This is a genomic window from Mycobacterium sp. E183 (genome assembly GCF_001667735.1).
GTDB lineage: Bacteria > Actinomycetota > Actinomycetes > Mycobacteriales > Mycobacteriaceae > Mycobacterium.
Map to the genome: position 1 here is coordinate 103,631 of NZ_LZJN01000204.1, position 20,012 is coordinate 123,642.

Below are 20,012 nucleotides of genomic sequence, written 5' to 3' on the forward strand. Positions count from 1 at the left end.
TGCCCGGTGACCGAGAACGCCTACCTCGCCGGACTGCGCCTGGCCGGCAAGAAGGTCGTCGTCGTCGGCGGCGGCTCGGTCGCCCAGCGCCGGCTGCCCCTGCTCATCGCGAGCGGCGCCGACGTCCACGTCATCTCCCGCAGCGCCACCAGGTCGGTCGAGGCGATGACCGGAATCACGTTGTCCCTGCGGGAATACCGCGACGGTGACCTCGAGGGCGCCTGGTACGCCATCGCCGCCACCAACGACCCGCACGTGAACGCGGCCGTCGTCGCCGAGGCCGAACGCCGCCACCTGTTCTGCGTTCGCGCCGACATCGCCGTGGAGGGGACAGCGGTGACGCCGGCGTCCTTTCGTTACGAAGGGTTATCGGTCGGCGTGCTGGCCGGCGGCGAGCACCGCCGCTCCGCCGCGATCCGGTCGGCCATCCGGGAGGCGCTGCAAACCGGGCTCATCGCCCAGGACAGCGCGGTGAGCTCCGACGTCGTGCGCGGCGGGGTGGCACTCGTCGGCGGCGGCCCGGGTGACCCCGAACTGATCACAGTGCGCGGGCGCCGGCTGCTGGCACACGCCGACGTCGTCGTGGCCGATCGGCTGGCGCCGCCGGAGCTGCTGGCCGAGCTGCCGCCCCATGTGGAGGTCATCGACGCCGCCAAGATCCCGTACGGGCGGGCGATGGCGCAGGACGCCATCAACGACGTCATGATCGAGCGCGCCCGCTCCGGGAAGTTCGTCGTCCGCCTCAAGGGCGGGGACCCGTTCGTCTTCGCCCGCGGCTACGAGGAAGTGCTGGCGTGCGTCGACGCCGGGATCCCGGTCACCGTCGTGCCAGGTGTGACCAGCGCCATAGGAGTGCCGGCCCTCGCCGGCGTTCCGGTCACCCACCGGGCCACAAATCACGAATTCGTGGTGGTCAGCGGCCATCTGGCGCCCGATCATCCCGAATCGTTAGTGAATTGGAATGCGTTGGCCGCGATGTCGGGGACCATCGTTTTGCTGATGGCCGTGGAACGCATCGAACTTTTCGCCGACGTGCTGATTAAGGGCGGTCGACCTGCGGATACCCCGGTGCTGGTGGTCCAGCATGGGACGACGGCCGATCAGCAGACTTTGCGGGCGACTCTCGCCGACACGCCCGAAAAGATCCGCGCCGAGGGCATCCGACCTCCCGCGATCATCGTGATCGGGCCGGTGGCCGCTTTCGGGCTTTAAACGATTCTTAAGATTACTGTAAGGTAACCCTTTATGACGGCCCTCAACGAAACCGAGCGCGCGATGCGGAACTTCACGTCCGCGCGCCCCGATCGTCCGGCCCCGGCGCGCTCCTCGCGCCCGGCGGAGACCGCCTCCACGCGCATCAGCAAGTATTACCCGGCCTGGCTGCCTTCCCGCCGCTTCATCGCGGCCGTGATCGCCATCGGCGGTATGCAGCTGCTGGCGACCATGGACAGCACCGTCGCGATCGTCGCGCTGCCCAGGATCCAGAACGAACTGAGCTTGTCCGACGCGGGCCGCAGCTGGGTGATCACCGCGTACGTGCTGACGTTCGGTGGGCTGATGCTGCTGGGCGGCCGGCTGGGCGACACCATCGGGCGCAAGCGCACCTTCATCGTCGGCGTCGCGCTGTTCACCATCTCCTCGGTTTTGTGTGCGGTCGCCTGGGACGAGGCGACCATGGTCATCGCGCGGCTCTCACAGGGCGTGGGGTCCGCCATCGCTTCGCCGACCGGGCTGGCGCTGGTGGCGACCACGTTCCCGAAGGGTCCGGCCCGTAACTTCGCGACGGCGGTGTTCGCCGCGATGACCGCCATCGGTTCGGTGATGGGCCTGGTGGTCGGCGGGGCGCTGACCGAGGTGTCGTGGCGGCTGGCTTTCCTGGTGAACGTGCCGATCGGGCTGGTGATGATCTACCTGGCCCGCACCGCGCTGCGCGAGACCAACCGCGAGCGGATGAAACTCGACGCGACGGGGGCCATGCTGGCCACGCTGGCGTGCACCGCGGCCGTCTACGCCTTCTCGATGGGGCCGGAGAAGGGCTGGGTGTCGATCACCACCATCGGCTCGGGCGTAGTGGCGATGGGCGCGGCGCTGGCATTCATCATCGTGGAGCGCACCGCCGAAAACCCCGTCGTCCCCTTCAGCCTGTTCCGCGACCGCAACCGGCTGGTCACCTTCGCCGCGATCTTCCTCGCCGGCGGCCTGATGTTCAGCCTGACCGTGTGCATCGGCCTGTACGTGCAGGACATCCTCGGCTACAGCGCGCTGCGCGCCGGCGTCGGCTTCATCCCGTTCGTCATCGCGATGGGGATCGGCCTGGGAGTGTCTTCACAACTGGTGTCGCGGTTCTCGCCGCGGGTGCTGACCATCGGCGGCGGCATCCTGCTGTTCTGGGCGATGCTCTACGGCTGGGGCTTCATGCACCGCGGGGTGCCCTACTTCCCCAACCTGGTGTTGCCCATCATCGTCGGCGGCATCGGCATCGGCATCTGCGTCGTCCCGCTGACGCTGTCGGCCATCGCCGGGGTCGGTTTCGACCAGATCGGCCCGGTGTCGGCGATCGCGTTGATGCTGCAGAGCCTCGGCGGCCCGCTGGTGCTCGCGGTCATCCAGGCCGTCATCACCTCCCGCACGCTGTACCTGGGCGGCACGACCGGCCCGGTGAAGGTCATGAACGACCTCCAGCTGCACGCGCTCGACCAGGGCTATACCTACGGCCTGCTATGGGTGGCGGGGGTGGCGGTCGTCGTCGGCGGTGCGGCGCTGCTGATCGGCTACACGCCGGCGCAGGTGGCCCACGCGCAAGAGGTCAAGGAAGCGATCGACGCCGGCGAGCTGTAAGGCGGCAGGCCGCCCCTGGCGGCCAACTCCAATGTCCTTGCGCCGGATTCGATAGCGCGGGCGATATCAAATCCGCGGATCCTGGCATGGGTCCTCGGCTGCCAGGCGCCCACCCCTGACAAGTTAGGCTGGCCCGCTGTGATCACCCGGATGTCCGAGCTCTTTGTGCGCACGTTGCGCGACGATCCCGCCGACGCCGAAGTGCCCAGCCACAAGCTACTGATCCGGGCCGGCTACATACGGCCCGTCGCGCCCGGGCTGTACAGCTGGCTGCCGCTCGGCCTGCGGGTGCTGCGCCGGATCGAGCGGGTCGTCCGCGAGGAGATGAACGCGATCGGCGGGCAGGAGATCCTGTTTCCCGCCCTGCTGCCGCGCGCGCCGTACGAGACGACGAACCGGTGGACCGAATACGGCGACGGCGTGTTCCGGCTCAAGGACCGCCGCGGCAACGACTACCTGCTCGGGCCGACGCACGAAGAGGTGTTCACCCTGACCGTCAAGGGCGAATACAGCTCCTACAAAGACTTTCCGGTGCTGCTCTACCAAATCCAGAACAAGTACCGCGACGAGGCGCGCCCGCGGGCGGGGATCCTGCGGGTGCGCGAGTTCGTGATGAAGGACTCCTACTCGTTCGACATCGACGACGCCGGGCTCAAGGCCGCCTACCACGCGCACCGGGAGGCCTACCAGCGCATCCTCAATCGGCTCCAGGTGCGCTACGTGATCGTGTCCGCGGTCTCGGGAGCGATGGGCGGCAGTGCCTCCGAGGAGTTCCTGGCCGAAAGCCCGGTCGGCGAAGACACCTTCGTGCGCTGCCTGGAATCCGGGTATGCGGCCAACGTCGAGGCCGTCGTCACCGCCCGCCCGGAGGCCAAGCCCGTCGATGGCCTGCCCGAGGCGGTGGTCCACGACACCGGTGACACCCCGACCATCGCCACGCTGGTGGACTGGGCCAACACCGCCGACCTCGGCCGCACCGTCACCGCCGCGGACACGCTGAAGAACGTCTTGCTCAAGGTGCGGCAGCCCGGCGGGGAGTGGGAGCTGCTGGCCATCGGGCTGCCGGGCGATCGCGAGGTCGACGACAAGAGGCTGGGCGCGGCGCTGGAGCCGGCCGAATACGCGTTGCTCGACGACAGCGACTTCGCCAGGTATCCGTTCCTGGTGAAGGGCTATATCGGCCCGAAAGCGCTGCGGGACAACGGAGTTCGCTACCTGGTCGACCCGCGGGTGGTGGACGGCACCAGTTGGATCACCGGGGCGGACGAGCCCGGCCGACACGTCGTCGGCCTGGTGGCGGGACGCGATTTCACAGCCGACGGCACCATCGAGGCCGCCGAGGTGCGCGACGGTGATCCGTCCCCCGACGGCGCCGGCCCGCTGGTGTCGGCCCGGGGGATCGAGGTCGCGCACATCTTCCAGCTCGGCCGCAAGTACACCGACGCCTTCACCGCCGACGTGCTCGGTGAGGACGGCAAGCCGGTGCGGCTGACCATGGGGTCCTACGGCTTCGGGGTGTCGCGGATGGTGGCGGTGATCGCCGAACAACACCACGACGAGCTGGGCCTGCGCTGGCCCCCGTCCGTCTCGCCGTTCGACGTGCACCTGGTGATCGCCAACAAGGACGCGGACGCGCGGGCCGGAGCCACCGAGCTCGCCGCCGACCTGGACCGGTTGGGCGTCGAGGTGCTTCTCGACGACCGGCAGGCGTCGCCGGGGGTGAAGTTCAAGGACGCCGAGTTGCTGGGCGTGCCCTGGATCCTGGTGGTGGGCCGCGGCTGGGGCAACGGCGTGGTCGAGCTGCGTGACCGCTTCGCCGGCCAGACGCGCGAGCTGGCCACCGGGCCGTCGCTGGCCACCGACGTCACGGCCGCGCTGAGCGGGTAATGCGCGAAACCCCTTGCGGCGCTAGTCGTTTCCGCCCGGGAAGCTCGTCGTGATGGGCCACGCGCCCAGCACGCGGTTCCAGCGGGCGGCCATTACGGCGCTCTGCGTCAAAGCCGTCGAGGAGAAGGCGCGGTCGTCGGCCGTCTCGGCGTGCTCGATCACCACCCGCCACGCCGACGCGCAGTCGTTCTCCATCCGGGCGGCCAGCCGCGCCGCGTCCGCGGCACTGCCGATCAGCATCGGCAGCTGGTAGCCCGGGGCGGCGACCGGGGCGTTGACCTTGCGGGCGGTCAGCATCGCGATCACGTCGTCGCGGCGCTGCCGGTGCTGCAACAGGGCCTCCACCACCATGCCGTTCACGCTGGGCGGCGACAGCGCCGAGACCATGCCGTAGCCGTAGATCGTCGAGTGTTCGATGGCCAGCGCGTCGCACAGCGCCGCGTTGTCGGCGTCCTTGCCGGAGCTCATATCGAGGGGCCCCCGGGCACCAGGGCGACCGTGTACGAGGCCGTGCAGGACGCGATGATCGACGCCAGCAGCCCGGCCCGGTAGCCCGATTCCCCCGCCACCAGGCGGCTGGCGCTGTCCGCCGACGCCCGCAACGCGTTGATCACGTCGGACACCGGGGGTGGGGGCGGCGGCGGTCCCGGCGGCTCGGCCGCGCTCGGGCTGGGGCTCGTCGTCTCGCTGGTCGACGAGCTGGTGATCTTGCCGGCTGCCCGCGAGATCTCCGTCGACAGCGCGCGGGCATGCGCGGCGCGTTGATTCGCCACCACCGCCAGCGCGGCGGCGATCTGCGGTGGATTGCCGACGGCCGCTGCGGCGGCACCGGCCAGCGCGCTGTCCTTGCGGGCCTGATCCAACGGCCCCAGCAGCTCTTCGACGGCCGGGGGCTTCGGCGGGGATTCGCCGCAGGCGGAGGTGACCACCCCGAGCGCCGCCAGAGCCACGCCGCCGGCGAGCACACCACGCCGGTTGACGGGGGGAACTGCGCTAGCCACAACCACATCCTGCCATCGGCGCGGCGGCGGTTACGAAGCCAGGCGCGATCGGGTCGTCAGAGGCGATTCCTGGCGTATCGTTGATAGCTGGCTCTCGCGGAACGGCAGCCCTCGCGTTCCGCCAGGACACTGGAGCCGCCCCCAAACCACGGGGCGGCGACACCCTCCAGCTGACCGGACAACTCAAGATGAGGAGCTCGCCGTGACCACCGGGCTACCTTCGCAGACGCAGGTGATCGAGCTACTCGGTGATGAGTTCGCGCGCGCCGGATACGAGATCGAAGACGTGGTCATCGACGCCCGGACGCGCCCCCCGCGGATCATGGTGGTCGCCGACGGTGACGACGCGCTCGACCTGGACACCATCGCGACGCTGTCGCGCTCAGCGTCGACTTTGCTGGACGGCATGGACGGCATCCGGGACCGGTATGTGCTCGAGGTGAGCTCGCCGGGCGTGGACCGCCCGCTGACCAGTGCCAAACACTTCCGCCGCGCCCGTGGCAGGAAGGTCGACGTGGACCTGTCGGACGGTTCGCGGCTGACGGGGCGCGTCGGCGAGACCCACGATCACGCGGTCGCCCTGGTGGTCCGCGAAGGCCGTGACTACCGGGTGCGCGACATTCCGCTCGCCGATATCGCCAAAGCCGTTGTCCAGGTGGAGTTTTCGCCCCCCGCCCAGGCGGAGCTGGACTTGGCGGGCCAGGCCGACAGGAAGGAGCGGCGCTGATGAACATCGACATGGCGGCGCTGCATGCCATCGAGGTGGATCGGGGCATCTCGGTCACCGAGCTACTCGAGACGATCAAGTCGGCGCTGCTCACCGCCTACCGGCACACCGAGGGCCACCAGAACGACGCCCGCATCGAGATCGACCGCAAGACCGGTGTCGTGAAGGTCGTCGCCCGCGAGACCGATGAGGACGGCAACGTCATCAGCGAATGGGACGACACCCCCGAGGGTTTCGGCCGCATCGCGGCGACCACCGCGCGGCAGGTCATGCTGCAGCGGTTCCGGGACGCGGAGAACGAGCGCACCTATGGCGAGTTCTCCACCCGCGAGGGGGAGATCGTCGCGGGCGTCATCCAGCGGGACAGCCGCGCCAACGCCCGCGGTCTGGTGGTGGTGCGGATGGGCACCGAAACCAAGGCCTCCGAGGGCGTGATCCCGGCGGCCGAACAGGTCCCCGGCGAAAGCTACGAACACGGCAACCGGGTGCGGTGCTACGTGATCGGTGTGACCCGCGGCGCCCGTGAGCCGATGATCACGCTGTCGCGGACGCATCCGAACCTGGTGCGCAAGCTGTTCTCCCTGGAGGTTCCCGAGATCGCCGACGGCTCGGTCGAGATCGTCGCGGTCGCGCGCGAGGCCGGCCATCGCTCCAAGATCGCGGTGAAATCCAATGTTCCCGGCCTGAACGCGAAGGGGGCCTGCATCGGCCCGATGGGACAGCGGGTCCGCAACGTGATGAGCGAGCTGTCCGGGGAGAAGATCGACATCATCGACTACGACGACGACCCGTCGCGCTTCGTCGCCAACGCCCTGTCACCGGCCAAGGTGGTCTCCGTGTCGATCATCGACCAGAGCGCGCGGGCCGCCCGCGTGGTGGTGCCCGATTTCCAGCTGTCGCTGGCCATCGGCAAGGAGGGCCAGAACGCGCGGTTGGCCGCCCGCCTCACCGGGTGGCGCATCGACATCCGCGGCGATACGCCGGGTGGTTCCGAGGCGCATTCGCAAGCTCACCCCGAACACGGCGCCACCCATCCGATGGCGCACGAGCGTTAGCGCAGCAACCCCGCCCGCCAGGGCGGCCGCGGGGGAGAGCGCCCAGCACCGTCGGGCGGTTCTGACGATCGGGTAAGTGACGCTAGACTGAGCCGTGATCCAGCGTGAGCCTTCGGTCTCGGCGCACAGGCGTGTGGACGGACCCGTCCGGACGTGTGTCGGGTGCCGGAAGCGAGAGTTGGTCGTCGAACTGCTTCGCGTAGTGGCTGTGTCGCGCGGGAACGGCGAATATGCCGTGATCGTTGACACCAGGAGTAGCCTGCCGGGGCGGGGTGCGTGGCTGCATCCCGCATCGCAGTGCGTGCAACAGGCGATTCGGCGGCGGGCTTTCACCAGAGCGCTGCGCATCGCCGGTTCCCCGGACGTGTCCGCGGTGGTCGAGCACCTAGAGTCTCTAGGCGCGCCCGATCGTCTCGGCACCAACAGAAGAGGCAGCAAAGAACATGAGCACACCGTGAAGTCCCGATGACCATGCGTCATAGCTAAACCCGAGGCGCGGCCCCACGACTGTCGCCTCATAGACAGGAGATGTAGTGGCAGGTAAGGCCCGCGTACACGAGTTGGCTAAGGAACTCGGTGTCACCAGCAAGGAAGTCCTCGCCCGGCTGAATGAACAGGGCGAATTCGTAAAATCCGCATCGTCAACGGTGGAGGCGCCGGTCGCTCGTCGACTGCGCGAATCCTTCGGGGGCGGCAAGGCGGCTCCCCAGAAGACCGCGGCCAAGGCGGCCGCCAAGGCTCCCGTCCGGGGACCGGACAAATCGCTCGACCAGGCACTCGACAAGGCCATCGGCAACGGCGAGGCCGCCGGCGCAGCGACGACGGCCACGGCGCAGGCCGCCCCGGCCGCGCCCACCGAAGCGCCGGCCCGTCCCGGGCCGGTGCCCGGCCGCCCCTCACCGGGACAGCCCGGGCAGCCGAAGCCGCCCGCGCCCGGCCAGCCGGCCGGCCAGCCCGGACCCCAACCCGGCATGACGCCGGGTCCGCGCCCCGGTCCGGCGCCGAAGCCCGGCGTGCGCACCCCGCGCGTCGGCAACAACCCGTTCTCGTCCGCGCAGCCCGTCGACCGGCCGATCCCGCGCCCGGTGCCCCGCCCCGGGGCGCCCCGGCCCGGTGCGCCGCGTCCCGGCGCTTCGCCCGGCAACATGCCGCCCCGTCCCGGCGGCGCCGCCGGTCAGGGCCGCCCGGCCGGGCCCGGTGCGCCGCGGCCCGGCGGTGGGCGCCCCGGCGGCCCCGGCGGTCGTGACGGCGGCGGTGGCAACTACCGCGGCGGTGGTGGAGTTGGGGCCCCGCCCGGGGGTGGCGGCGGTGCGGGAGGTTTTCGAGGCCGTCCCGGTGGCGGCGGTGGCGGCGGCGGCCGCCCCGGTCAGCGCGGCGGCGCGGCCGGCGCGTTCGGCCGTCCCGGGGGTGCGCCCCGACGCGGCCGCAAGTCCAAGCGGGCGAAACGCGCCGAATACGAGAACATGCAGGCGCCGGTCGTCGGCGGCGTGCGGTTGCCGCACGGCAACGGCGAGACGATCCGGCTGGCCCGCGGCGCGTCGCTCTCCGACTTCGCCGACAAGATCAACGCCAACCCGGCCTCGCTGGTGCAGGCGTTGTTCAACCTCGGCGAGATGGTGACGGCCACCCAATCGGTCGGCGACGAGACGCTCGAGCTGCTGGGCAGCGAGATGAACTACGTCGTCCAGGTCGTCAGCCCGGAGGACGAGGACCGCGAGCTGCTGGAGTCGTTCGACCTGACCTACGGCGAGGACGAGGGCGGCGAGGAAGACCTGCAGACCCGGCCGCCGGTGGTGACCGTGATGGGTCACGTCGACCACGGTAAAACGCGGCTGCTGGACACGATCCGGAACGCCAGCGTGCGTGAGGCCGAGGCCGGTGGCATCACCCAGCACATCGGTGCCTACCAGGTCTCGGTCGACCTCGACGGCAACGAGCGGCTGATCACCTTCATCGACACCCCGGGACACGAGGCGTTCACCGCCATGCGTGCCCGCGGCGCGAAGGCCACCGACATCGCCATCCTGGTGGTCGCCGCCGACGACGGCGTGATGCCGCAGACGGTGGAGGCCATCAACCACGCGCAGGCGGCCGACGTGCCGATCGTGGTGGCCGTCAACAAGATCGACAAGGAGGGCGCCGACCCGGCCAAGATCCGGGCACAGCTCACTGAATACGGTTTGGTGGCCGAGGATTTCGGTGGCGACACGATGTTCGTCGACATCTCGGCGAAGGAGGGCACGAACATCGAAGCGCTCGAAGAGGCGGTGCTGCTGACCGCCGACGCGGCCCTGGACCTGCGGGCCAACCCCGACATGGAGGCCCAGGGCGTGGCGATCGAGGCGCACCTGGACCGCGGCCGCGGCCCGGTCGCGACGGTGCTGGTGCAGCGCGGCACGCTGCGCGTCGGCGACTCGGTGGTGGCCGGCGACGCGTACGGTCGGGTTCGCCGCATGGTCGACGAGCACGGCGACGACGTCGAGGAGGCGTTGCCGTCGCGGCCGGTGCAGGTCATCGGCTTCACGTCGGTCCCGGGCGCCGGTGACAACTTCCTGGTCGTCGACGAAGACCGCATCGCTCGCCAGATCGCCGACCGGCGCAGCGCCCGCAGGCGCAACGCGCTGGCGGCGCGGTCCCGCAAGCGCATCAGCCTGGAGGACCTGGACTCGGCGCTGAAGGAAACCAGCCAGCTGAACCTGATCCTCAAGGGCGACAACGCCGGTACGGTCGAGGCGCTCGAGGAGGCCCTGATGGGCATCCAGGTCGACGACGAGGTGGAACTGCGCGTCATCGACCGTGGCGTCGGTGGCATCACCGAAACCAACGTCAACCTGGCGTCGGCGTCGGACGCGGTGATCATCGGGTTCAACGTGCGCGCCGAGGGCAAGGCGACGGAGCTGGCCAACCGCGAGGGTGTGGAGATCCGCTACTACTCGGTGATCTACCAGGCGATCGACGACATCGAGAAGGCCTTGCGCGGCATGCTCAAGCCGATCTACGAGGAGCAGGAGCTGGGTCGCGCCGAGATCCGCGCGATCTTCCGGTCCTCCAAGGTCGGCATCATCGCCGGCTGCATGATCAGCTCCGGGGTGGTGCGGCGCAACGCGAAGGCCCGCTTGTTGCGGGACAACGTCGTGGTCACCGAAAACCTCACGATCAACTCGCTGCGCCGGGAGAAGGACGACGTGACCGAGGTGCGGGAGGGCTTCGAGTGCGGTATGACGCTGGGCTACTCCGACATCAAGGAAGGCGACATCATCGAGTCCTACGAGCTCGTGCAGAAGGAGCGCGCCTGACCGCCACCGCCGACGATGCAGAACGAAGTGATGAGGAGAAGGCGGTGAATTCATACCGCCGCCGACGATGCAGAACGAAGTGATGAGGAGAAGGCGGTGAATTCATAATGGCCGACCCCGCCCGGGCGCGCCGACTGGCCAAACGCATCAACACGATCGTCGCATCGGCGATCGAATTCGAGATCAAGGATCCGGGGCTCGACGGGGTGACCATCGTCGACACGAAGGTCACCGCCGACCTGCACGATGCGACGGTGTTCTACACCGTGATGGGCCGCACCCTGGACGACGAGCCGGACTACGCCGCCGCGGCGGCCGCGCTGGAGCGGGCCAAGGGCGCGCTGCGCACCATGGTGGGGGCGGGCACCGGTGTGCGCTTCACGCCGACCCTGACCTTCAACCGCGACACCACGTTGGACACCGTGCAGCGGATGGACGAGTTGCTGGCGCGCGCCCGCGCCGCGGACGCGGACCTGGCGCGCGTCCGATCGGGTGCCAAGCCGGCCGGGGATGCCGATCCTTACCGTCCCAGCGGGGCAAGCGACGAGGACACCGGTGACGGCGACCGACGCGAAGACTGAGCTGTCCCGCGCCGCGGCAGCCGGGGCACGCGTCGACGCCCGCGGCGCGGTCGAATTGCTTTCCGCCGCCGAAACCATCGCGGTGGTCGCCCACGTCCACCCCGACGCCGACACCATCGGCGCCGGGCTGGCGCTGGCCTTGGTGCTGGACAAGTGCGGCAAAAGCGTCGAGGTCGGTTTCGCCGAGCCCGCGACGCTGCCCGAGTCGCTGGCCTCGCTGCCCGGCTGTGGATTGCTGGTGGCCGCGGATGCGATGCGGCGCGACGTCGATTTGGTTGTCACCGTTGACGTTCCGAGCGTCAAGCGGCTCGGCGCGCTGAGCGAGCTGGCCGGTCCGGGCCGCGAATCGCTGGTGATCGACCACCACGCCTCCAACGAGCTGTTCGGCACCGCGAACTTCGTTGACGTGTCGGCGGATTCGACCACGATGTTGATCGCCGACATCCTCGACGCGTGGGACAAGCCGATCGAACCGGACGTCGCGCACTGCATCTATGCCGGGCTGACCACCGACACCGGGTCCTTCCGCTGGGCCACCGCCCGCGCCCTTCGGCTGGCGGCCCGGCTGGTGGAGGCGGGCGTGGACAACGCGGCGATCAGCCGGACGCTGATGGACAGCCACCCCTTCGACTGGCTGCCGCTGCTCTCCCGCGTGCTGGGTTCCGCGCACCTGCTGCCCGACGCCGCCGGTGGTCGGGGGCTGGTGTACGCGGTTGTCCGACACCAGGATTGGATCAGTTCGCGGCCCGAGGAAGTCGAGAGCATCGTCGACATCGTGCGCACCACGCAGCAGGCGGAGGTGGCCGCGGTGTTCAAGGAGGTCGACCCGCTGCAGTGGTCGGTGTCGATGCGGGCCAAGGCCGAGGTGGACCTGGCGGCGGTCGCGTCCGCGTTCGGCGGGGGCGGTCACCGGCTGGCCGCCGGCTATTCGACGAGCGGCCCGATCGAGGACGCGGTGGCTTCGCTGCGCAGTGCCCTGGGCTAGGACGCCGTTGGGCTAGAACGCCCAGCTGCCCGCGCGCTGCAGCACGAATCCGTGGTCGCCGCTGGTGGTGTCCAGGCAGGCCACCAGGTTGTCGGCGCCGACGGCGCACGTGACGTTCAGGTACGTCAGCTTCTGGCCCACTCCGAGCAACTTGCCGCCCGGGGGAAGAGCCGCGGGGTTGCCGTCGCATCCGCCGTAGGACATGCGGCTCAATTGGTAGCCCGGCCCCTTGAACTCAGCGGAACCCACCAGGCAGTCGCCCGGGTGCGGGCGCCCGCCGAGGACGGGAACGTCGTCGATCCCGGGCATGTCGCCCTTGCACTTGATGTCCTGTGACGGCTGCGGCGCGGGCGCCGGCCCGCCGTAGAAGTCGCACGCCAGCGAGTACGGGGTGGAGAAACTGATTCGGGGCGGGGTGCCCGGCCCGGAGCTGGCCACGTAGCCGTCCGCCGGGACCGGGGCGAAACCGTCCAGGCTGGGAAAGCCCGCCGGTGGCAGCGCGGCCGCGCGCGGCAACGCGGGCCCCGCGAGCGCGGACGCGAGCGCCAGAGCGCCCACCAGGACCCTCACGGTGACGTAGACGACCGTACGCATCAGCTGATCGTATGGGTTGACCTCAGTTCACCCATAAACCAGCGGCGATCAAAACGGACCCGAGGGCCATGACCAGGCCTAATGCCGGCCATTTCCACATCCCGGGGCGTCGGCGAGCACCCGCGACCAGCGCCCCGACGCATGACACCAGCAGTCCCACGGCTATTCCGGCGACGATGACGACCGTCCCGGCGAAGGTGCGGTGGACGAAGTGGGTGACACCGGGGCTGTCGCAGTTATCGCTGCATATCGGCAGCATCAACCACATCGAGGACAACAATGCCAAGGCGAACGCCCCGGCACTGACCACCAGCTGCACGACGAAGAGCAGCACGGTCGCGACGGTGTCCGCGGTCGCTCGTCCGCGCCGCTGAGGCGGCGGGAATTGCGTCATCAGTTCGGCCGGCTAACGGACCTGGGCCCGGCCGCGCTGCAGCACCGCCTCGCGGTTGGCGGCGATGTCGTCGCCACTGGTCCGGAACCGGCGGGCCGCCATCGCCTCCTGCCACAAGCCCGCGCTGGTCTGCGCGTCGTCGATCCGGTGATAGGACGCCAGCAGCGCCCGCACCGCGTCCTGGTTGTTGCCGACGATCGACGCCGCCACGGCGCGGGCGGTGCCCGACAGCGCCTCGTGCGGCACCACCTCGGTCACCAGCCCGGCGCGCAGCGCGTCGGCCGCCGACAGGTAGTCCCCGGTCATGCTCATGCGCCGGGCCAGGCCGACGCCCACCTTCTGCGGCAGCCGCACGCTCAGCCCCCAGGTGGGCAGCAGGCCCACGCGGGCGTGGGTGTCGGCGAACCGGGCGTTCTCCGAGGCGATCAGGATGTCGCAGTACAGGGCCAGCTCCAGTCCGCCGGTCACCGCGGCGCCGTTGATCGCACCGATGACCGGCTTGCTCAGCGGTGGCCACCGCGGGGAGATGTCCGGAAGAGCCGAGGAACCCCCCAGCTCCTTGAGGTCCAGGCCCGCGCAGAACACCGGGTCGGTGCCGGTGACGATGATGACGTCGACGTCGTCGTCGGTTTCCGCGTCGGCGAGGGCCCCGAAGAACCGATCCCGCAGCGCGGAGGACAGCGCGTTGCGGGACTGCGGCCGATTGAGGGTCAGGGTGCGCACCCGCTCGTCGGTCTCGATCAGCAGGATGTCATCGGTCATGTGTTCACCGTAGAGGGTGACTCGCGGCGCCTATCGTGGATCCCATGTGCCGGAACATCACCGAGCTGAGGGGCTTGCAGCCCGCGGCCACGCCGCAGGAAATCGCGGCGGCGGCGCGCCAGTACGTCCGCAAGGTCAGCGGCATCACCCACCCGTCGGCGATCAACGCCGAGGCGTTCGAAGCCGCCGTCGCCGAGGTGACCGAGACGACGACGCGGTTGTTGGCGGCGCTGCCCCCGCGACGGCAGCCGCCCAAGACGGTCCCGCCGCTGCGCCGGCCCGCAGTGATCGCCCGCCTCGAGAACGCGCAATGACGCAGACGACCACCACCGGAACCGCGACGCCCGCGCTGAAGGAGTGGAGCGCGGCGGTGCACGCCCTGCTGGACGGGCGGCAGCGGGTGCTGCTGCGCAAGGGCGGCATCGGGGAGAAGCGCTTCGAGCTGGCCGCCGACGAGTTCCTGTTGTTCCCGACGGTCGCGCACAGCCACGCGGAGCGCGTCCGGCCCGAGCATCGCGACCTGCTCGAGGCGGCCGCCGCCGACAGCGCCGAGGATCGCCTGGTGATCCGGGCGGCGGCGAAAGTCGTTGCGGCGGTGCCGGTTAACCAGCCCGAAGGCCTGCCGTCGATCGAGGACCTGCACATCTGGACCGCCGATTCGGTGCGCGCCGACCGGCTGGACTTCCGCCCGAAGCACAAGCTGGCGGTGCTGGTGGTGTCGGTGCATCCGTTGGCCGAGCCGGTGGACATCACCCGCGCACCCGACTACGGCGGCTGCAAGAGCTGGGTGGAGCTGCCCGTGCGGGCGCCGTTCGGGGCGCCCGTTCATGACGCCGCGGCGCTAGCCGAGGTCGCCGCCCGCGTCCGCCGCGCCGTTGGCTGACAGGTCGAGCGGGCCGACGGGCAGCAGCAGCCGGGAGCGGCCGTAGCGCACGGTGTGGGTGGCCGGCCTGGACTGCCGGCCCGTCAGGATCGGCTCGTCGGTGCCCAGGTTGCGCGCGTAACGGGGGAACCAGCTGCCGGCGATCAGCACCCGGATGCGGGAGCCGGCGCGGAAGCGGTGGGCGACGCCGTCGAGCTCGATGCGGAGGGTTTTCTTCGAGTTCTTTGCGTTCTTGGCGGCGGCGTCCAGCCGCCGGTAGCCGTCGCTGACGTTCTTCGATCGGCCCTTGAAGTCGACCTCGCTCACCCGGACGAACAGGTCGACGTGGGGGTTGTCCGCGCCGTGCGCCAGCTCGACCACCGGGCTCCCGTAGACGCAGAGGTCGTGGGTGAGGGTGAGGCTGGTGAAGGCCAGCACGTCGTCGCGCGCGGCGAGCCGGCTGTCGTCGCGGTAGCCGCCGTTCGGCGAGAGCAACGGTCCGCCCGTGGTAGGGGTGGGGTCGGCGGGGTCGTAGCGGAAGGTCGCCGGTGCCAGACGCGTCAGGTCCGTCGGCGCGGTCTCGCCGAGGTGGCCGCCCGGCCGCAGGTACAGCGCGCGTTCGGTGGTGGCCGGCGGCCAGTCGGGCACGTTGCGCCAGCCCTGCCCGGTGACGCAGACCCGCACCCGGCTGGGCCGGTCCGCGGACGCGCCGCCCAGGTGGGTGTCCAGCCAGTCCAGCGACTCCCGCATGCAGGTGCTCAATCCGGTGGTGAGCACCTGGGCGTGCGTCCACGGGCCCATGGTGAGCGCGACGTCGAGGCCCCGGCCGCGCAGGTGCGCGTACTGCTGCAGCGTCTGCCTGACGAAGATGTCCTGCCAGCCGCCGATCAGCAGCACGGGCACCTCGGCCCGGTCCAGCGCGGCGCCGCAGCGCAGCGCGTCCCAGAACGGGTCGCCCGGATCGGTGTGCTCCACCCACGACTCGAACCACGGCGCGCCCGCGCCGAGCAGCGCGCGAGCCGTCTCGCCGACCGGCAGCCCGAGGGCCGCCTGTGCCACCTTGCCGCGGTTCTGCAGCTGGCGCAGCGCGGACCGCGCCCGGATCGGGTCCTCCTGGTGGGCCACCATGTCGCTCCAGCCCAGGAAGTCGTTGATGGCGAACGAGCCTGTGCCCCAGACGGATTCGTTGAAATCGTGCGGCCCCACCGTGATGACGGCCGCGGCCAGCTCCGGTGGGGGATCGGTCAGTAGCGCCCACTGGGTGAACCCGAGGTAGGACAGGCCGACGGTGGCGAAGCTGCCGGTGAACCAGGGCTGCTCGCGCAGCCAGGCCACGGTGTCGGCGCCGTCGGCGGCCTCGTTGGCCATCGGCTCGAATGCCCCGCCCGACCCGAACGTGCCGCGCACGCTCTGCAACACGACGTGGTAGCCGCGGCTTGCGTACAGCGCCCCGAACAGCAGCGAGAACGGCAACGCGCGCCCGTAAGGGCCTCGGGCCAGCACGGTGCCGGCGGCCGACGCGGTGGCCGGCGCGTAGTGATCGGCCACCAGGTCGACCCCGTCGCGCATGGGCACCCGCACACGTTCGACGGTGTAGTCCATCGTCGCGGGCCGCAGCCCCAGCAGCCGGCCGGCGGCCTTGGCGCCGACGTGCCGCAGGGTGTGCAGGGCGGGCTGGGCTGGTCGCGTGGAGGTGATACTCACGGTGCCCAGGTTAAGGCCCGCCGGTCCCTAGAACTTGTAGTAAGGCGCCAGGTCGTTGGCGCGCTGCAGATTGGTGGACATGCAGTCCACCTCGGGATTGGAGTAGACCGTCGAGTAGTACAGCGCCTGCTGCAGCACGCCGTAGCTGGTCTTGAACACGGTCATGCAGGAGTAATACCAGTAGCTGTTGTGGTATGTCGGCTTGAGCACCCAGTACTGCGCGGCGCGGTGGCCCGCGATCGTCGTCTCGACGGCGTCGGGCGGCAGCGTCTCCTCGTAGGTGCGCCAGATGATCGGCTCGACGGCCACCTGGTAGTTACCCGCGTCGAAGTGGCAGCGCAGGCCGTCTTCGTGTTCGGGCGGTGTGAATCCCAGCCCGAGCCGCTGGATCACGTCGAACGGGATGTCCTCGCACGCGTCGAAGGGGCGCGGGTCGGTGGTCGCCACGATCGGGCTCTTCATCGTGGTCTCCATCGGCGCCGCGGTCGAGCGCAGCTCGACGCGCCCACCGCCCTCGGGCCCCGGCGCGGCCCCCAGCCATCCCGCGGTGCCTGCTACGGCCGCTGCGACCAGGGCGCCCACCGCCCCGATCAGACGCACCTTGGCGAACACGACACCCCCTGACGGCTCGGCGCTCCTTTGCCGGGAGTGTACAAGTCGCGTCGGTGAGGCCACAGGGAAACAAGAACACGTTCTAATGCCGCGGGCAAGGGCCGGTCCTGGCCGGCCCGCGACCGCGGGTCATTAGGCTGGTTAATCGTGGCTGGTCAAAATGCGGGGCACGAATCGCCCAACGGGGGACAACCGACGCTGTGGGCCGTCTCCGACCTGCACACCGGGCACCTCGGCAACAAGCCCGTCACCGAATCCCTGCACCCGTCCTCGCCGGACGATTGGCTGATCGTCGCCGGCGACGTCGCCGAACGCACCGACGAGATCCGCTGGGCGCTTGACCTGCTGCGCCGCCGATTCGCGAAGGTGATCTGGGTGCCCGGCAATCACGAGCTGTGGACCACCACCCGCGACCCGGTGCAGATCTTCGGCAAGTCCCGCTATGACTACCTGGTCAACATGTGCGACGAGATGGGCGTCGTCACCCCCGAACATCCCTTCCCGGTGTGGACCGAGCGCGGCGGCCCCGCCACGATCGTGCCGATGTTCCTGCTCTACGACTACAGCTTCTTGCCCGAGGGTGCGACGAGCAAAGCGGAGGGCCTGACCATCGCGCGGGAGCGCAACGTCGTCGCCACCGACGAATTCCTGCTCTCGCCGGAGCCGTACCCGACCCGGGAGGCCTGGTGCCGGGAGCGGCTCGCCGCCACTCGGGCCCGCCTCGAGCAACTCGACTGGATGACGCCGACGGTTCTGGTGAACCATTTCCCGATGGTGCGCGAACCCTGCGACGCGCTGTTCTATCCCGAGTTCTCGCTGTGGTGCGGAACCACCAAGACCGCCGACTGGCACACGCGATACAACGCCGTCTGTTCGGTCTACGGCCACCTGCACATCCCGCGGACCACCTGGTACGACGACGTGCGCTTCGAGGAGGTGTCGGTGGGCTACCCGCGGGAATGGCGGCGCCGCAAGCCGCACAGCTGGTTGCGCCAGGTGCTGCCCGACCCGCAGTACGCGCCGGGCTACCTCAACGACTTTGGCGGCCATTTCGAGATCACCCCCGAGATGCGGCAGCAGGCCGCGCAGTTCCGGGAACGGTTGCGGCAGCGGCAGTCCCGATGACCGAGCAGTTGCTGGTCTCCTCGGTACTGCCCGACGCGCGCGAGCTGGCCTACTCCGAGCTGTATTCCGACCCGCCCGATCTGGCCCCGCTGCCCGAGGAGGAGCCGCTGATCGCCAAGTCGGTCGCCAAGCGGCGCAACGAGTTCATCACCGTCAGGCACTGCGCCCGCGTGGCGATGGGCGAACTCGGCCTGCCGCCGGTGCCGATCCTCAAGGGCGACAAGGGCGAACCGTGCTGGCCCGACGGCGTGGTGGGCAGCCTCACCCACTGCACCGGCTACCGCGGCGCGGTCGTGGGCCGCACCGAGGCGGTGCGCTCGCTGGGCATCGACGCCGAACCGCACGACGTGTTGCCCGACGGCGTGCTGAACGCGATCAGCCTGCCCGAGGAGCGCCACGAGATGGCGGCGCTGCCCGCGGGCCTGCACTGGGACCGAATCCTGTTCTGCGCCAAGGAGGCAACGTACAAGGCCTGGTTTCCATTGACCAAGCGCTGGCTGGGTTTCGAGGACGCCCACATCGTGTTCGACCTCGACCCGCCCGACGGCGGGACGACCGGGGTGTTCGTGTCCAAGATCCTGATCGACGGGCAGGCGCTCGACGGGCCACCGCTGACCGCGCTGCGGGGCCGGTGGTCGGTGGAGCGGGGACTGGTGCTGACCGCCATCGTGCTATGACGTCGAGCCCTGCCGGCCCTGGGTTGGTCATCGTCGACAAACCGGCCGGGATGACCAGTCACGACGTGGTGGGGCGCTGCCGTCGCATCTTCGCCACCCGCAGGGTGGGGCACGCCGGGACGCTGGACCCGATGGCCACCGGCGTGCTGGTGATCGGCGTGGACCGCGCCACCAAGATCCTCGGCCTGCTGACGGCCGCTTCCAAGTCGTACGCCGCCACCATCCGGCTCGGGCAGACCACGTCCACCGAGGACGCCGAAGGGGAAGTGCTGCACAGCGTTTCGGCCGCGCACCTGACGCGCGGGGAGATCGACACCGCGGTCGCCGGCCTACGCGGTGAGATCGACCAGGTGCCGTCGGCGGTGAGCGCCATCAAGGTGGACGGCCGCCGCGCCTACCGGCTGGTTCGCGAGGGCCAGGCCGTCGAACTCGCGGCCCGGCCGGTCCGCATCGACCGCTTCGAGGTGTGCGACGTTCGCTCCGATGGTCCCTTCGTCGACGTCGACGTGGAAGTCGACTGCTCGTCGGGCACCTACGTTCGCGCCCTGGCCCGCGACGTCGGCGCCGCACTCGGCGTGGGCGGACATCTGACGGCCCTGCGGCGCACCCGCGTGGGCCGCTTCACGCTGGAGCGGGCCCGTTCGCTCGAAGACCTGGCCGAGCGGCCCGCCCTGTCCTTGACCCTGGACGAGGCGTGCCTGCTGGTCTTTCCGCGGCGCGAGCTGACCGCCGAGGAGGCCGAGGCCGCGGCCAACGGGCGAGGCCTCTCGCCGGCGGGCATCGACGGCGTCTACGCCGCCTGCGACGCCGGCGGCCGGGTGATCGCGCTGCTGCGCGACGAGGGCTCGCGGACCAAGTCGGTGGTGGTGATCCGCCCGGCGACGCTGTAGCGAAGGGTCCCCATCGAGCGCC

At 70.3% G+C, this 20,012-nt stretch carries 21 protein-coding genes; 14 read left to right on the forward strand and 7 right to left on the reverse strand.

All coding sequences use genetic code 11. The annotated features are described in order from the left end of the window. The first annotated feature begins 6 nt into the window (after window positions 1-6). From cobA to A5691_RS25165, 3 genes are all read left to right on the forward strand, one after another. Entirely contained in the window at window positions 7-1,212 is a 1,206-nt protein-coding gene (gene cobA, locus A5691_RS25155; RefSeq protein ID WP_067779285.1) for a uroporphyrinogen-III C-methyltransferase, read from the forward strand. A 33-nt stretch (window positions 1,213-1,245) separates the two neighbouring features. Further along, window positions 1,246-2,838 (forward strand): MFS transporter, encoded by a 1,593-nt coding sequence (locus tag A5691_RS25160; protein WP_067749134.1) that lies wholly within the window; start codon window positions 1,246-1,248, stop codon window positions 2,836-2,838. Window positions 2,839-2,976: 138 nt separating this feature from the next. Continuing rightward, the gene (locus A5691_RS25165; RefSeq protein WP_068016382.1) at window positions 2,977-4,725 is read left to right on the forward strand and encodes a proline--tRNA ligase; all 1,749 of its coding nucleotides are present in this window, start codon (window positions 2,977-2,979) and stop codon (window positions 4,723-4,725) included. Window positions 4,726-4,746: 21 nt separating this feature from the next. On the opposite strand, the gene A5691_RS25170 is transcribed toward A5691_RS25165, so the two are convergent. Beyond that, window positions 4,747-5,193: a ferritin-like domain-containing protein gene (locus tag A5691_RS25170; RefSeq protein ID WP_067749147.1), complete on the reverse strand. Its 447-nt coding sequence runs from the start codon at window positions 5,191-5,193 to the stop codon at window positions 4,747-4,749. Further along, entirely contained in the window at window positions 5,190-5,726 is a 537-nt protein-coding gene (locus tag A5691_RS25175; RefSeq protein ID WP_067749150.1) for a hypothetical protein, read from the reverse strand. Before A5691_RS25175 ends, A5691_RS25170 begins: the two co-directional genes overlap by 4 nt. Window positions 5,727-5,928: 202 nt before the next feature. Here A5691_RS25175 and rimP point away from each other — a divergent pair, with 202 nt between their 5' ends. The 6 genes from rimP to A5691_RS25200 all read left to right on the forward strand — a co-directional run bounded on the left by rimP (window position 5,929) and on the right by A5691_RS25200 (window position 12,370). Beyond that, complete coding sequence (gene rimP, locus A5691_RS25180; RefSeq protein ID WP_067759954.1) at window positions 5,929-6,453, forward strand: ribosome maturation factor RimP; 525 nt, start codon at window positions 5,929-5,931, stop codon at window positions 6,451-6,453. Continuing rightward, a complete protein-coding gene (gene nusA, locus A5691_RS25185) occupies window positions 6,453-7,508 on the forward strand; it encodes a transcription termination factor NusA (RefSeq protein WP_067759949.1) in 1,056 nt (351 codons plus the stop codon). Before rimP ends, nusA begins: the two co-directional genes overlap by 1 nt. A gap of 208 nt (window positions 7,509-7,716) precedes the next feature. Next, window positions 7,717-7,977 (forward strand): YlxR family protein, encoded by a 261-nt coding sequence (locus A5691_RS27660; RefSeq protein WP_369830460.1) that lies wholly within the window; start codon window positions 7,717-7,719, stop codon window positions 7,975-7,977. Window positions 7,978-8,041: 64 nt separating this feature from the next. After that, entirely contained in the window at window positions 8,042-10,804 is a 2,763-nt protein-coding gene (gene infB / locus A5691_RS25190; RefSeq protein ID WP_068266834.1) for a translation initiation factor IF-2, read from the forward strand. Between the two features lie 107 nt (window positions 10,805-10,911). Further along, the gene (gene rbfA / locus A5691_RS25195; RefSeq protein WP_068015115.1) at window positions 10,912-11,385 is read left to right on the forward strand and encodes a 30S ribosome-binding factor RbfA; all 474 of its coding nucleotides are present in this window, start codon (window positions 10,912-10,914) and stop codon (window positions 11,383-11,385) included. After that, window positions 11,360-12,370 carry a bifunctional oligoribonuclease/PAP phosphatase NrnA gene (locus A5691_RS25200; protein WP_067759940.1) on the forward strand — a complete coding sequence of 337 codons (1,011 nt, stop codon included), beginning with the start codon at window positions 11,360-11,362 and terminating at the stop codon, window positions 12,368-12,370. The genes rbfA and A5691_RS25200 overlap by 26 nt, the downstream gene beginning before the upstream one ends. A gap of 12 nt (window positions 12,371-12,382) precedes the next feature. On the opposite strand, the gene A5691_RS25205 is transcribed toward A5691_RS25200, so the two are convergent. Genes A5691_RS25205 through A5691_RS25215 form a run of 3 tightly spaced genes read right to left on the reverse strand, consistent with a single transcriptional unit; the run spans window position 12,383 to window position 14,120 of the window. Then, window positions 12,383-12,964, reverse strand: coding sequence for a hypothetical protein (locus tag A5691_RS25205; RefSeq protein ID WP_068015112.1), 582 nt, complete (start codon window positions 12,962-12,964; stop codon window positions 12,383-12,385). Window positions 12,965-12,986: 22 nt separating this feature from the next. Further along, window positions 12,987-13,358 carry a hypothetical protein gene (locus A5691_RS25210; protein ID WP_067780304.1) on the reverse strand — a complete coding sequence of 124 codons (372 nt, stop codon included), beginning with the start codon at window positions 13,356-13,358 and terminating at the stop codon, window positions 12,987-12,989. 12 nt (window positions 13,359-13,370) lie between these two features. Further along, window positions 13,371-14,120, reverse strand: a complete 750-nt coding sequence (locus A5691_RS25215; RefSeq protein WP_067759932.1) for an enoyl-CoA hydratase — start codon at window positions 14,118-14,120, stop codon at window positions 13,371-13,373. 44 nt (window positions 14,121-14,164) lie between these two features. On the opposite strand from A5691_RS25215, the gene A5691_RS25220 reads away from it, so the two are divergent. Beyond that, entirely contained in the window at window positions 14,165-14,434 is a 270-nt protein-coding gene (locus tag A5691_RS25220) for a DUF2277 domain-containing protein (protein WP_067759927.1), read from the forward strand. After that, entirely contained in the window at window positions 14,431-15,003 is a 573-nt protein-coding gene (locus tag A5691_RS25225) for a DUF1802 family protein (protein WP_068015109.1), read from the forward strand. Before A5691_RS25220 ends, A5691_RS25225 begins: the two co-directional genes overlap by 4 nt. On the opposite strand, the gene A5691_RS25230 is transcribed toward A5691_RS25225, so the two are convergent. Both A5691_RS25230 and A5691_RS25235 read right to left on the reverse strand, forming a co-directional pair. Then, window positions 14,962-16,686, reverse strand: coding sequence for a CocE/NonD family hydrolase (locus A5691_RS25230; RefSeq protein ID WP_068266836.1), 1,725 nt, complete (start codon window positions 16,684-16,686; stop codon window positions 14,962-14,964). The two genes, A5691_RS25225 and A5691_RS25230, sit on opposite strands and share 42 nt — an antisense overlap. Window positions 16,687-16,713: 27 nt before the next feature. Continuing rightward, window positions 16,714-17,298: a DUF3558 domain-containing protein gene (locus tag A5691_RS25235; RefSeq protein ID WP_067759917.1), complete on the reverse strand. Its 585-nt coding sequence runs from the start codon at window positions 17,296-17,298 to the stop codon at window positions 16,714-16,716. A gap of 147 nt (window positions 17,299-17,445) precedes the next feature. Between A5691_RS25235 and A5691_RS25240 the strand changes: the two genes are divergently transcribed. From A5691_RS25240 to truB, 3 genes are read left to right on the forward strand one after another with little or no spacing between them, the layout of a single operon-like run. Further along, the gene (locus A5691_RS25240) at window positions 17,446-18,423 is read left to right on the forward strand and encodes a metallophosphoesterase (RefSeq protein WP_067759913.1); all 978 of its coding nucleotides are present in this window, start codon (window positions 17,446-17,448) and stop codon (window positions 18,421-18,423) included. Next, window positions 18,420-19,100, forward strand: a complete 681-nt coding sequence (locus A5691_RS25245) for a 4'-phosphopantetheinyl transferase (protein ID WP_067780292.1) — start codon at window positions 18,420-18,422, stop codon at window positions 19,098-19,100. Before A5691_RS25240 ends, A5691_RS25245 begins: the two co-directional genes overlap by 4 nt. Continuing rightward, entirely contained in the window at window positions 19,097-19,990 is an 894-nt protein-coding gene (gene truB, locus A5691_RS25250; RefSeq protein WP_068018816.1) for a tRNA pseudouridine(55) synthase TruB, read from the forward strand. The genes A5691_RS25245 and truB overlap by 4 nt, the downstream gene beginning before the upstream one ends. Window positions 19,991-20,012 lie beyond the last annotated feature (22 nt).